The following is a 13,542-nucleotide window of genomic DNA, read 5'->3' as shown; positions in this document are numbered from 1 at the left end:
AGTACAGCACCAAAATCGGGCGATGCAGGAAAATGGTTTGGCGTAGGTGCACGTAAATGTGGCGACCAACCAAAAATTGGTTGGCAATTCCGGCCTCATCGCGAGCAGGCTCGCTCCTACAGGGGAATGCATTTCATTGTAGGAGTGAGCCTGCTCGCGATGAGGCCAGTAGCTCCAGTACATTTTTTCAAGCCTGAAATGCAAAACGCCAACCCGAAGGTTGGCGTTCTGTTCAGCTCAAGCGAGGTTTAGCGCGGCACGACCGGCTTGCGGGTCGGTTTTGGGCCTTTGCCCTTGGCCGCGTCCTTGCGTTCCTTGGCCGCCTGCTGGTTGCGGGCGAACGCCGCAGCCTTGGCCTGTTCGCGCTTGTCCCACGGGTTGCCGCCATCGCTGGCACGCGGTGGCAGGCCGGTGTGCTGGGTCAGGATCTTGGTGGTCTTTTCCCCCGCAACCTTGTGGCTGCCGGCCGGCGTCGAGTTCTTGCGACGGGCACTCTGGTAGCTGTCAGTCGACGGCTGGTGCAAAGGAATCAACTGGTTCTTGCCCGGCCCGATCAGGTCGGCGCGGCCCATGCGGGTCAATGCCTCACGCAGCATCGGCCAGCCTTTCGGGTCGTGATAACGCAAGAACGCCTTGTGCAGACGACGCTGCTCCTCGCTCTTGACGATGGTCACCGCGTCACTCTTGTAGGTGACCTTGCGCAGCGGGTTCTTGCCCGAGTGGTACATCGCGGTGGCGGTGGCCATCGGCGACGGGTAGAACGCCTGCACCTGGTCGGCTCGGAAACCGTTGCCCTTGAGCCACAGGGCCAGGTTCATCATGTCTTCATCGGTGGTGCCCGGGTGGGCGGCGATGAAGTACGGAATCAGGTACTGCTCTTTACCGGCTTCCTTGGAGTACTTCTCGAACATGCGCTTGAACTTGTCATAGCTGCCGATGCCCGGTTTCATCATCTGGTTGAGCGGACCTTCCTCGGTATGTTCCGGGGCGATCTTCAGGTAGCCACCGACGTGGTGGGTCACCAACTCTTTAACGTATTCCGGCGACTCGACCGCGAGGTCGTAACGCAGACCGGAAGCGATCAGGATCTTCTTCACACCCGGCAACTCACGGGCGCTGCGGTACAGCTGGATCAGCGCCGAGTGGTCAGTATTCAGGTTCGGGCAGATGCCAGGGAACACGCACGATGGCTTGCGGCATGCGGATTCGATTTCCGGGCTCTTGCACGCGATGCGGTACATGTTCGCGGTCGGGCCGCCGAGGTCGGAGATCACGCCGGTAAAGCCCGGGACCTTGTCACGAATCTCTTCGATCTCGCGAATGATCGACTCGTGGGAACGGTTCTGGATGATCCGGCCTTCGTGCTCGGTGATCGAGCAGAAGGTGCAGCCGCCAAAGCAGCCACGCATGATGTTCACCGAGAAACGGATCATGTCGTAGGCCGGGATCTTCTCCTTGCCGTACGCCGGGTGCGGAATGCGCGCATAAGGCATGCCGAACACGTAGTCCATTTCTTCGGTGGTCATCGGAATCGGTGGCGGATTGAACCAGACATCGACTTCGCCGTGCTTCTGCACCAGCGCACGGGCGTTACCCGGGTTGGTTTCCAGGTGCAATACGCGGTTGGCGTGGGCATAAAGCACCGCATCGCCACGGACTTTTTCAACCGATGGCAAGCGGATCACGGTCTTGTCGCGGGTCATTCGCGGGCTGGCCAGAATCTGTACGACCTTGGCTTCCTGCGGATCCTCGACCGGCCCCTTTTCCTGCTCGATGGCGCAGGCCTGGGTGTCCTGGGTGTTGACGTACGGGTTGATGATCTTGTCGATCTTGCCCGGACGGTCGATGCGAGTGGAGTCGACTTCGTACCAGCCTTGCGGCGTGTCACGACGTATGAACGCGGTGCCGCGCACATCGGTGATGTCTTCGATCTTGTGACCGTAGGACAGGCGCTGGGCGACTTCAACGATCGCGCGCTCGGCGTTGCCGTAGAGCAGGATGTCGGCGCTGGCGTCGATCAGGATCGAGTTGCGCACACGGTCCTGCCAGTAGTCGTAGTGGGCGATGCGGCGCAGGGACGCTTCGATGCCGCCGAGCACGATTGGCACGTGCTTGTAGGCTTCCTTGCAGCGCTGGCTGTAGACCAGGCTGGCGCGGTCCGGACGCTTGCCGGCCAGGCCACCCGGGGTGTAGGCATCGTCGGAACGGATTTTCTTGTCCGCGGTGTAGCGGTTGATCATCGAGTCCATGTTGCCGGCCGCGACACCGAAGAACAGGTTCGGCTCGCCGAGCTTCATGAAGTCGTCTTTGGACTGCCAGTTCGGCTGGGCAATGATCCCGACGCGGAAGCCCTGGGACTCCAGCAGCCGGCCGATGATCGCCATGCCGAACGACGGGTGGTCGACGTAGGCATCACCGGTGACGATGATGATGTCGCAGGAATCCCAGCCAAGCTGATCCATCTCCTCCCTGCTCATGGGCAGGAACGGCGCTGGCCCGAAACATTCGGCCCAGTACTTGGGATAGTCAAATAACGGCTTGGCTGCTTGCATGTCGATAACCGGTGTTGGCTTTCATTGAATTTCGCGGGCGCGGAATATAGCACAAATTTTGACCAATTCCGACGGCTATGGTCGGAAATTGCGGTGACCCTATCGCGAGCAAGCTCGCTCCCACAGGTTTGGCGTGATCCTTGTGGGAGCGAGCTTGCTCGCGATGGCGTCAGCTCAGACGCTACAAACTATTCATCATCATCGAAGTTATAGCTACCCGGCGCCAGGTTCTCAAAGCGGGTGTACTTGCCGATGAACGCCAGGCGGATAAAGCCGATCGGGCCGTTCCGCTGCTTGCCGATGATGATTTCGGCGATGCCTTTGTGCTCGGTCTCCGGGTGATACACCTCGTCGCGGTAAACGAACATGATCACGTCGGCGTCCTGCTCGATCGCTCCGGATTCCCGCAAGTCGGAGTTCACCGGGCGTTTGTTCGGACGTTGTTCCAGGGAACGGTTGAGCTGGGACAACGCCACCACCGGGCATTGGAATTCTTTCGCCAGGGCTTTCAGGGACCGGGAGATCTCGGAAATCTCGTTGGTCCGGTTATCGCCACTGGAACCCGGGATCTGCATCAGTTGCAGGTAGTCGATCATGATCAAGCCGACTTCGCCGTGTTCACGCACCAGACGGCGGGTTCGGGCGCGCATTTCCGACGGGCTGATGCCGGCGGTATCGTCGATGAACAACTTGCGGTCGTTGAGCAGGTTGACCGCCGAGGTCAGGCGTGGCCAGTCGTCGTCTTCAAGCTGACCGGAACGGACCTTGGTCTGGTCGATTCGACCGAGGGAAGACAGCATACGCATGATCAGCGATTCACCTGGCATCTCGAGGGAGTAAACCAGCACGGCTTTCTCGCTGCGCAACACGGCGTTTTCCACCAGGTTCATCGCAAAGGTGGTTTTACCCATCGATGGACGGCCGGCGACGATGATCAGGTCGGACGGTTGCAGGCCGCTGGTTTTCTCGTCGAGGTCGGTGTAACCGGTGGACAGGCCGGTAATGGCGTTGTCGGTGTTGAACAAGGTGTCGATGCGGTCGATGGCCTTGGTCAGCAGGTCGTTGACGCCCACCGGGCCACCGGTTTTTGGCCGGGCCTCGGCGATCTGGAAGATCTGCCGTTCGGCTTCGTCGAGAATCTCGGCGGCAGTGCGCCCCTCAGGGTTGAACGCGCTGTCGGCAATCTCGGTGCTGATGCCGATCAATTGGCGCAACGTCGCCCGCTCGCGAACGATCTGCGCATAGGCCTTGATGTTGGCGACAGATGGGGTGTTTTTCGCCAGTTCGCCCAAGTAACCGAGGCCGCCGACCTGTGAAGTCTGACCTTCCTTGTCCAGTTGCTCGGACAGGGTCACGACGTCGATCGGCATGTTCTGATCGGCCAGCTTGGCGATCGCACGGAAAATCAGGCGGTGGTCATGTCGATAGAAATCGCCGTCGGAGACTTGATCGAGCACGCGTTCCCAGGCGTTGTTGTCCAGCATCAGACCACCGAGCACAGCCTGTTCGGCTTCGATGGAATGCGGCGGCACTTTCAGCGCGGCGGTTTGCAGATCGTATTGCTCAGGAGCGGAGATATCGTTCATGGCCACTTGAAATTGGAGGAATCAGAAAGACAAAGGGCACGACCTGTAAACAGGATCGTGCCCGATGTTACCGGCAAGCACCCGAGGGTGCCAGCCGACAAGTGCTGCTTAAGCTGCTACCACGACAACGCGTACGGTGGCTTCAACTTCGGCGTGCAGGTGCACGGCTACGTCGAATTCGCCTACGTTGCGGATGGTGCCGTTCGGCAGACGAACTTCGCTCTTCTGCACTTCAACGCCGGAGGCGGTCAGTGCGTCAGCGATGTCGTGAGTACCGATCGAACCGAACAGCTTGCCTTCGTCGCCAGCGGTGGCAGTGATGGTCACTTCCAGCTCGGCCAGTTGGGCAGCGCGGCTTTCAGCCGATGCTTTGCGATCTGCTGCAGCTTTTTCCAGCTCAGCGCGACGCTCTTCGAACGCAGCCAGGTTGGCTGGGGTCGCAGCGGTAGCTTTGCCGTAAGGCAGCAGGTAGTTACGACCGTAACCAGCCTTAACGTTCACTTTGTCACCCAGGTTGCCCAGGTTGGTGACTTTTTCCAGAAGGATCAGTTGCATGTGAAAATCCTCTTAACTTTTAACCTTCACCGTTCGCGTTATCGGCATCTTTCGGTGCCGAACGACCGCGAAAATCAATCAGGCTGTCGACGATGGCCAGGACCACCAGCAACGGATAGATCAGTTGCATGAACAGCAACAGCGTCACGTACAACCCCACCAGCCAGAACCTGGCCAGTCGCTTCTGCGCCACCAGCCCGTGAATCAGGGCCAGCCCGGCGAACACCAGCGGTACGCTGCACAACGGCGTCAACATGGCCATCTGTGAACCAAGATTCGGCCCCAGAAGCATGCACGCCAGCAGCAACATCGCCGGCAACAGCGGGATGCGGATGGCGCGAAACTCGCGACCAAAACCGCCCGGGTTGTACAACAACGCCTGCCAGTAGCGCCCGACAAGCAGGCTCAGCAAGCTGACGATTTGCAACAACGCCGCAATCAGGCCGGTCAGGACCGGTGCAATCAGGGACGCGAAACGCGCTTGTTCGTCTACCGACAACTTCTGGTAGACATCACCGAGTAGCGACGGCATGACTTTGATCAAAGCCTGCGCCAGCATCTCGATCTGGGGAGCAAAAGCTGTCCCCAACACCACTGAAAACACCACTCCCATCGCTATGCTGACCAGCAGCACGCGGTTCCAGGACTCGCTTGCGCGCAAAACCAACGCAAGGCTCGCAGACCCCAGCAGCACCAGAAGTGCCCGTGGGTCGTCGGAGTAAAGCCACCAGGCCAATGCCGGCAGCAGTCCCAGAGCAAGAACGCCCAGGGCGTCCCTCAATCCGCGCCGCAGGAGCACAAGGCATCCGGCGGCAGCACCCAACCAATACAACAACGGCATCGCCGCGCATCCAGCCACTACCAGAGTGGCCTGCATACGGCCGCGCATGATGAACTCAGCTATGGCCCGCATGCATTCAATCCTTTGCTACGTGTCGACTGCCCGGTCTCAGCGGCCGTGGCTGTCGGTGTAGGCCAGCAGGGCCAGGAAGCGGGCGCGCTTGATAGCGGTGGCCAGCTGACGCTGATAACGAGCTTTGGTACCGGTGATGCGGCTTGGAACGATTTTGCCGGTCTCGGATACGTAGGCTTTCAGAGTGTTGAGATCTTTGTAATCGATCTCTTTCACGTCTTCAGCGGTGAAGCGGCAGAATTTACGACGACGGAAGAAACGTGCCATGTAATTGGCTCCTTAAAAGGTCCGTGGATTACTCGTCAGCGTTATCGCTGTTGTCGCTGTCATCACTATCAGCGCTTTCAGCGCCTTCGTGCTCAGGACGGTCGCGACGCTCACGGCGCTCACTGCGGTTTTCTTCAGCCTTGAGCATCTCGGACTGGCCGGTAACGGCTTCGTCGCGACGGATGACCAGGTTACGGATCACTGCATCGTTGTAGCGGAAGTTGTCTTCCAGCTCGGCCAGGGCCTTGCCAGTGCACTCAACGTTCAGCATCACGTAGTGAGCCTTGTGAACATTGTTGATTGCGTAGGCCAGTTGACGACGGCCCCAATCTTCCAGACGGTGGATTTTGCCGCCGTCTTCTTCGATCAGCTTGGTGTAACGCTCAACCATGCCGCCGACTTGCTCGCTTTGATCCGGGTGGACCAAAAAGATGATTTCGTAATGACGCATGAATGCTCCTTACGGGTTGTAGCCTGCCGCTCAAAAGCGGTCAGACAAGGAGTGAATGACACTTATGGACTTGCGGACGCTAGACACGTTGCTGCCTGCCATCACAGCAAGGGGCGCAATTGTAGAGAAGGGGCGAGGGAGGCGCAAGGTAATTGGTGATTATTTGAACAGCCACCATTCATGCCACACCACAAAACACTGTGGGAGCGAGCTTGCTCGCGAATGCGGTACTACATCCAACATCTTTGCTGAATGTTACTCCGCTTTCGCGAGCAAGCCCGCTCCCACATTTTGATTGCGTCGAACTTAGGACTTCTTGGCAGCAGCCTTGGCTTTGACACTGCGCTGACGCTGCGCTTCGAACAGGCAAACGCCGGTCGCTACGGAAACGTTGAGACTGCTGACGCTGCCGGCCATCGGCAGGTTCACCAGGTAGTCACAATGCTCGCGGGTCAGGCGACGCATGCCCTTGCCTTCGGCACCCATGATCAGGATGGTCGGGCCGGTCAGGTCCTGGTCATACAGGCTGACCTCAGCTTCACCGGCCGTACCGACAACCCACAAGCCGCGCTGCTGGAGCTTTTCCAGGGTGCGCGCCAGGTTGGTCACGGCAACCAGCGGAATCACTTCCGCTGCGCCGCAGGCAATTTTTCGTACAACCGGAGTCAGGGTCGCAGACTTATCCTTCGGCACGATCACTGCCAGCGCACCCGCCGCATCGGCAGAACGCAGGCAGGCGCCGAGGTTGTGCGGATCGGTCACACCGTCGAGCACCAGCAACAACGGCGCGCCATCAGTGCGATCGAGCAGCTCGTCGAGCATCGCCTCGCCCCAGACCTGGCTCGGACTCACGTCCGCGACCACACCCTGGTGCACGCCTTCAACCCAGGCGTCCATTTCGCGGCGCTCGGCCTGGCCGACCTGGACCCGGTTTTCGTTGGCCAGTTCGATCAGCGTCTGGACCCGAGGGTCATTGCGACCTTCGGCCAACCAGATCTGCTTCACCCGTTTCGGGTGGTGACGCAACAACGCTTCTACAGCATGTACGCCGTAGATCTTTTCCAACTGACTCATGGCTTGGCCTTAGGTTTACGCGCCCCGCCACTCTTGGCTGGAGCCGAGCCCGCTTTTGGCGGGCCTTTACGATGTTTGCTCGGCTTGGCCGGCTTGCCGCCGACGGCCTTGTCAGGCGTCGACCGACTGGTCTTTCCCCCAGACGCCGCTTTACCGCCGCTTTTCGCACCGGCGAGCAACGCCTGTTTCATTTCACGGCTTCTGCGCACTTCGGCGTTTTTCGCCGCCGCATCGCTCGGGCGATAGGCTTCTACAGCCTTTTCCTTGGCAGGACGACGACCGGTTTTCGCCGGGGCCGGCTCTGCTTCGGCTTTAGCCGCAGGCGCTGCCGCTTCGGTGCCACGTTTTTTGCGGCCGATCGGCGCGCTGATGGTTTTTTCGGCCATCTCGAAGTCGATCTTGCGCTCGTCGAGGTCGACGCGCATGACCCGCACTTCCACGGTGTCGCCCAGGCGGAAGCTGCGACCGGTACGCTCACCGGCCAGGCGGTGGTGCACAGGATCGAAGTGGTAGTAATCGCCCGGTAGCGCGGTGACGTGCACCAAGCCTTCGACGTAGATATCGGTCAGCTCGACGAACAGGCCAAAACCGGTCACGGCGGTGATCACACCCGGGAACGATTCGCCCACGCGGTCTTTCATGAACTCGCACTTGAGCCAGTTCACTACGTCGCGGGTCGCTTCGTCGGCACGACGCTCGCTCATCGAGCACTGCTCGCCGAGTTGCTCCAGGGCCGCTTCGTCGTACGGATAGATGCGCGCTTTCGGAATGGTCATCGCACCGGCACGGCGAACGTGCGGGGTGTTCTGCTTCGAATGGATCACGCTGCGGATCGCCCGGTGCGTGAGCAAGTCCGGGTAGCGGCGGATCGGCGAAGTGAAGTGGGTGTACGCCTCGTAATTCAGGCCGAAGTGGCCCTGGTTATCGGCGCTGTACACCGCCTGGCTCAACGAGCGCAGCATGACGGTCTGGATCAGGTGGAAGTCCGGACGATCCTTGATGCCGGCCAGCAGTGCCTGGTAATCCTTCGGCGATGGGCCGTCCTTGCCTTTGTGCAGGGACAGGCCGAGCTCGCCGAGGAAGGCGCGCAGCTTTTCCAGGCGCTCCGGTGGCGGACCATCGTGGACGCGATACAGCGCCGGGATTTCGTGCTTCTTCAGGAATTCGGCGGTGGCCACGTTGGCCGCCAGCATGCATTCCTCGATCAGCTTGTGCGCATCGTTGCGCACGGTCGGACGAATTTCGGCAATCTTGCGCTCGGTACCGAAGATGATCCGGGTTTCCTGGGTTTCGAAATCGATCGCGCCACGTACGTGACGGGCCGCCAGCAACACCTTGTACAGCGAGTACAGTTGCTTGAGGTGCGGCACAACGTCGGTGTATTCACCGCGCAGCTTGCGCCCTTCGGTGGCTTTCGGCGTTTCCAGCATGGCGCTGACCTTGTTGTAGGTCAGACGGGCATGGGAGTGGATCACCGCTTCGTAGAAGCAGTAGTCGGTCATTTCGCCGGATTTGGAGATGGTCATCTCGCAAACCATGGCCAGGCGATCGACTTGCGGGTTCAGCGAGCACAAACCGTTGGACAGTTGCTCAGGCAGCATCGGAATCACGCGCTCGGGGAAGTACACCGAGTTGCCGCGAACCTGCGCTTCGGCATCCAGCGCCGAACCGAGCTTCACGTAGCTGGATACGTCGGCAATCGCCACGTACAGCTTCCAGCCGCCGGAGAACAGGCGCAGCTTGCCCGGACGGGCTTCGCAATAGACCGCATCGTCGAAGTCGCGGGCATCTTCGCCGTCGATGGTGACGAACGGCAGATGACGCAAGTCGATGCGCTTCTCTTTGTCTTTCTCTTCGACTTCCGGCTTGAGCTTGCCGGCTTCCTTGAGCACGGCGTCAGGCCAGACGTGAGGAATGTCGTAGGTGCGCAGGGCGACATCGATTTCCATGCCCGGCGCCATGTAGTTGCCCACGACTTCAACCACGTCGCCTTGCGGCTGGAAGCGTGGCGTCGGCCAGTGAGTGATCTTCACTTCGACGAACTGACCGATCTGCGCGTTGGCGTTACGACCCGGGGTCACCAGCACTTCCTGCTGGATCTTCGGGTTGTCGGCAACCACAAAACCGATGCCGCCCTCTTCGAAGTAGCGGCCGACGATGGTTTCGTGAGCGCGGGACACCACTTCGACGATCATGCCTTCGCGGCGACCACGACGGTCCAGGCCGGAAACCCGGGCCAGGGCACGGTCACCGTCGAACACCAGACGCATCTGCGCCGGGCTCATGAACAGGTCGTCACTGCCGTCGTCCGGCACCAGGAAGCCGAAGCCATCTCGGTGACCGCTGATGCGACCCAGGATCAGATCAAGCTTGTCCACCGGCGCATAAGTGCCGCGACGGGTATAGATGAGTTGAGCATCGCGCTCCATGGCGCGCAGGCGGCGGCGCAGGGCTTCGATCTGGTCTTCTGTGGTCAGACCAAACTCTTCGACCAGTTGCTCGCGGTTAGCAGGCGAACCTCGATCAGCAAGGTGCTGAAGGATCAGCTCGCGGCTAGGAATAGGGTTTTCATATTTTTCCGCTTCACGAGCGGCCTCGGGATCGAGGGACTGCCAATCGGCCATTAGAGAGTTTTCACCTTGTCTATATGCGGGTTAGTTTGGCATAGGCGTAATGAAACGGGAAATTTCAGGCTAAGACGCCCCTTCTAAAGCCCTGTATCGACACCGCAAAGCTGTTTTGAAGACCGCTGGCGAAATTATCCAGGTTTTTTTGACCTCGGGGGTTTACAGTTAAAAAGACGCTCCGTATAGTGCGCGCCATCGACGACGGACAACGTTGCCGATACTGCCCAGATGGTGAAATTGGTAGACACGCCAGCTTCAGGTGCTGGTGACCGCAAGGTCGTGGAAGTTCGAGTCTTCTTCTGGGCACCAATTTCGAGCTTGAGATTAGTTCAATTTCAAGGCTCACACAAAAACCCGCGAAAGCGGGTTTTTGCATTTTTGACCATTGGTTTATTATTTTTAGAATCAGGGGTTTACAGATCAAAATGCTCTCCGTATAGTGCGCCACATCAACAGCGGCAACGCTGAAGATGAATGCCCAGATGGTGAAATTGGTAGACACGCCAGCTTCAGGTGCTGGTGACCTTACGGTCGTGGAAGTTCGAGTCTTCTTCTGGGCACCAATTCAAATTCAAGGTTACGACCTTGGATTTCACAGAAACCCGCGAAAGCGGGTTTTTGCGTTTCTGGCCTTCCGAAAATGACTCGCCCCCGGTAGGAGCGAGCTTGCTCGCGATGGATGTACAGGCGACGCATTTCTCCAGACACCCCTCGTTTTCGTTCACGCCCATCGCGAGCAAGCTCGCTCCTACAGGATTTATCGGCGCATTTGAGAAACAATATCGTTTATCATTGTTACAAGTTTTTGCAATGTGACAGTGAGGAACCCCGCGAATGATGTTTCGAAATACCCTGCGCCGCGGCCTGATCACCACCCTGCTCGGCCTGGCACTCGCCACTCCCCTCACCCAAGCCGCCGATCCGGTTGCCCTGACCCTCTACAACGGCCAGCACAAAGAAGTCGGCGACGCGGTCGCCAAAGCCTTCGAAGCCAAGACCGGGATCCACGTCAATGTGCGCAAAGGCAGCAGCAACCAGCTCGCCAGCCAGATCGTCGAAGAAGGCGATCGCTCCCCCGCCGACGTGATCTATACCGAAGAATCGCCGCCACTGAACAAACTCGGCGAACAAGGCCTGCTAGCCAAGACCGATGACGCCACGCTGGCCGTTCTACCCAAGGAATACGTCGCCGGCAACGGCACCTGGATTGGCGTGACTGCCCGGGTGCGCGTCGTCGCCTTCAACCCCAAGCTGATCGATGAAAAAGACCTGCCAGCCTCGGTGATGGAATTCTCCGATCCGAAATGGCAAGGCAAAGTCGGCTTCGTTCCTACCAGCGGCGCTTTCCAGGAACAAGCGGTGGCGATTATCAAGGTGCACGGCATGGACGCAGCCGAAGAATGGCTGACCGGTCTGCGCGCATTCGGCAAGACCTACAGCAACAACATGGTCGCACTCAAAGCCGTGGAAAATGGTGAAGTAGCCACTGTGCTGGTGAACAACTACTACTGGTTTGCCTTGCAACGGGAAAAGGGCCAGCTCGATTCGAAGCTGCATTACTTCACTGGCGGCGACGTCGGTGGGCTGATCACCGTTTCCAGCGCAGCAGTACTCAAATCCAGCAAACACCCCGAAGAAGCCCAGCAATTGCTCGCCTACATGGCCAGCGAGGAAGGCCAGCGCGTGATCACCCAGACCACCGCCGAATACCCACTGCACAAGGGCATGGAGTCTGATCGCGGACTCAAGCCGTTCAGCGAACTGGAAGCACCAAAAGTCACGCCTGCTGACCTCGGCAACGCCGAAGAAGCGCTGGACCTGGAACGTGATGTTGGCCTGAATTGATGGGTGCCTCACTGTCCGCGCATCACGCGCACGCACCACGGCGCAAGCGGCCGTCTATCTGGCTGATACTGCCCGTGTTGCTGCTGGTGGCGCTCAGCCTCCTGCCTCTGCTGTATGTCGGCCTGAAAGCCTGGCAAGCAGGCTGGGCAGAAGCACTGCATTTGCTGTGGCGACCTTATGTGTTCGGCTTGCTGCGCAACACACTCGCATTGATGATTGGCGTCACCATTGTTTGCGGGGTAATCGGGCTGTCGCTGGCCTGGTTGCTGGAGCGCAGCAATCTGCCGGGCCGACGATTGTGGGGCGTGATCCTCTGCTTGCCGTTTGCCGTACCGGCCTTTGTCAGCAGCTTCACCTGGGTTTCCCTCAGCGCTCATTTCGAGGGCCTTGGCGGGGCTACCCTGGTGATGAGCCTGTCCAAATACCCGCTGATTTTCCTGCCCGTGGCGGCAACCCTGCGCAACCTTGACCCGTCCCTCGAAGAGTCCGCGCGCACGCTGGGGCAGAATCGTTGGGGCGTATTTTTCAAGGTCACCCTGCCCCTGCTCTGGCCTTCGCTGCTAGCGGGTTCGTTGCTGATTGCCTTGCACATGCTGGTGGAGTTCGGCGCCTTGTCGATCATCGGCCTGCAAACCTTCACCACGGCGATCTATCAACAGTTCGAACTGGAGTTCAGCAATGCCAACGCGGCGATGCTCTCCGCCGTACTGCTGATGTTGTGCCTGGCGCTGCTGTGGCTGGAGTTGCGCGTACGCGGCAAGGGTCGACACGTGCGCACCGGCCAGGGTGCGGCGCGACGCGCGGAACAGGTTCAACTGGGACCTTGGGCCGTGGCGGGACAGCTTTATTGCCTGCTGCTGGCAATCATTGGCAGCGGGATTCCGCTCGGCATGCTGGCCTACTGGTTGGCGGTGGGATCATCGGCCGCCTTTCCCGTGGTGGCAATCGGCGAAGCATTGATGTCATCCCTCGCACTGTCGCTGGGTGGCGCCGCACTGTGCCTGGTGCTGGCGGTGCCGGTCGGCCTGCTGGTCGTGCGCTACAAAGGTCAACTGGCGATCTGGGCCGAGCGCCTGCCGTATTTGCTGCATGCGCTGCCGGGGCTGGTCATTGCCCTGACCCTGGTGTATTTCGCCCTGCACTACGTACCGATGCTTTACCAGACTTCGGCATTGCTGCTGATCGCCTACGCCCTGCTGTTTCTGCCGCTGGCCCAGGCGCCGATCCGCACTGCCCTGAACAAGGCGGCACCGCAGCTTGAAGAGGCGGCGCGCACGTTGGGCGCCTCATCGTTCAGTGCTTTCTGCCGAGTGACACTGCCGATTATTTTCCCGGCGCTGGGGGCGGCTTTTGCCCTGGTGTTCCTGGATGCGATGAAGGAACTGACGGCGACCTTGCTGTTGAGTCCGACCGGGCTCAATACACTGGCGACGGAAGTCTGGGCACATACCGCGAATGTGGAGTTCGCGGCGGCGGCGCCTTATGCGGCGTTGTTGATAGTGGTGTCGGGGTTGCCGGTCTATTTGCTGACGACCCGGATGTATCTGAGTCGTTAAGACCGCCATCGCGAGCAAGCTCGCTCCCACATTTGATCTGAGGCGCCCACAATTTTTGTGTCCGCCAACCATCACTGTGGGAGCGAGCTTGCTCGCGATGAGGCCATCCCTGACAA

Annotated in this window: 11 protein-coding genes and 2 tRNA genes; 5 read left to right on the top strand and 8 right to left on the bottom strand. The window is 59.5% G+C overall.

Features of this window, described 5'->3' with window-relative positions:
• Positions 1–248 precede the first annotated feature (248 nt).
• From AC3IX1_RS02800 to rnr, 8 genes are all read right to left on the bottom strand, one after another.
• The gene (locus tag AC3IX1_RS02800; RefSeq protein WP_489318128.1) at positions 249–2,552 is read right to left on the bottom strand and encodes a YgiQ family radical SAM protein; all 2,304 of its coding nucleotides are present in this window, start codon (positions 2,550–2,552) and stop codon (positions 249–251) included.
• A gap of 188 nt (positions 2,553–2,740) precedes the next feature.
• Positions 2,741–4,138, bottom strand: coding sequence for a replicative DNA helicase (dnaB, locus tag AC3IX1_RS02795; protein WP_223447618.1), 1,398 nt, complete (start codon positions 4,136–4,138; stop codon positions 2,741–2,743).
• A 108-nt stretch (positions 4,139–4,246) separates the two neighbouring features.
• On the bottom strand, positions 4,247–4,693 hold the full coding sequence (rplI, locus tag AC3IX1_RS02790; protein WP_007973276.1) for a 50S ribosomal protein L9: 447 nt from the start codon (positions 4,691–4,693) through the stop codon (positions 4,247–4,249).
• Positions 4,694–4,712: 19 nt separating this feature from the next.
• Positions 4,713–5,606, bottom strand: coding sequence for a hypothetical protein (locus AC3IX1_RS02785; RefSeq protein ID WP_489387043.1), 894 nt, complete (start codon positions 5,604–5,606; stop codon positions 4,713–4,715).
• Between the two features lie 36 nt (positions 5,607–5,642).
• Positions 5,643–5,873 (bottom strand): 30S ribosomal protein S18, encoded by a 231-nt coding sequence (rpsR, locus tag AC3IX1_RS02780; RefSeq protein WP_002551829.1) that lies wholly within the window; start codon positions 5,871–5,873, stop codon positions 5,643–5,645.
• 28 nt (positions 5,874–5,901) lie between these two features.
• Positions 5,902–6,324, bottom strand: a complete 423-nt coding sequence (gene rpsF / locus AC3IX1_RS02775) for a 30S ribosomal protein S6 (RefSeq protein ID WP_008048087.1) — start codon at positions 6,322–6,324, stop codon at positions 5,902–5,904.
• A gap of 306 nt (positions 6,325–6,630) precedes the next feature.
• Positions 6,631–7,398, bottom strand: coding sequence for a 23S rRNA (guanosine(2251)-2'-O)-methyltransferase RlmB (gene rlmB / locus AC3IX1_RS02770; RefSeq protein WP_007973273.1), 768 nt, complete (start codon positions 7,396–7,398; stop codon positions 6,631–6,633).
• Complete coding sequence (gene rnr, locus AC3IX1_RS02765; protein WP_489387042.1) at positions 7,395–10,022, bottom strand: ribonuclease R; 2,628 nt, start codon at positions 10,020–10,022, stop codon at positions 7,395–7,397. The genes rlmB and rnr overlap by 4 nt, the downstream gene beginning before the upstream one ends.
• A gap of 225 nt (positions 10,023–10,247) precedes the next feature.
• Here rnr and AC3IX1_RS02760 point away from each other — a divergent pair.
• The 5 genes from AC3IX1_RS02760 (at position 10,248) to AC3IX1_RS02740 (ending at position 13,426) form a co-directional block, all read left to right on the top strand.
• Positions 10,248–10,334 (top strand) — tRNA-Leu (locus tag AC3IX1_RS02760).
• 167 nt (positions 10,335–10,501) lie between these two features.
• Positions 10,502–10,588: transfer RNA gene (locus AC3IX1_RS02755), tRNA-Leu, on the top strand.
• Positions 10,589–10,610: 22 nt separating this feature from the next.
• The gene (locus AC3IX1_RS02750; protein ID WP_489387041.1) at positions 10,611–10,841 is read left to right on the top strand and encodes a hypothetical protein; all 231 of its coding nucleotides are present in this window, start codon (positions 10,611–10,613) and stop codon (positions 10,839–10,841) included.
• Positions 10,842–10,859: 18 nt separating this feature from the next.
• Positions 10,860–11,870, top strand: a complete 1,011-nt coding sequence (locus AC3IX1_RS02745) for an extracellular solute-binding protein (protein WP_489387040.1) — start codon at positions 10,860–10,862, stop codon at positions 11,868–11,870.
• A complete protein-coding gene (locus tag AC3IX1_RS02740; RefSeq protein ID WP_489387039.1) occupies positions 11,870–13,426 on the top strand; it encodes an ABC transporter permease in 1,557 nt (518 codons plus the stop codon). The genes AC3IX1_RS02745 and AC3IX1_RS02740 overlap by 1 nt, the downstream gene beginning before the upstream one ends.
• Positions 13,427–13,542: the final 116 nt, after the last annotated feature.

The organism is Pseudomonas sp. KH_046_2, assembly GCF_057838985.1.
Note: the sequence above shows the minus strand (reverse complement) of the source record. Positions and strands in the feature narration are given on the sequence as shown.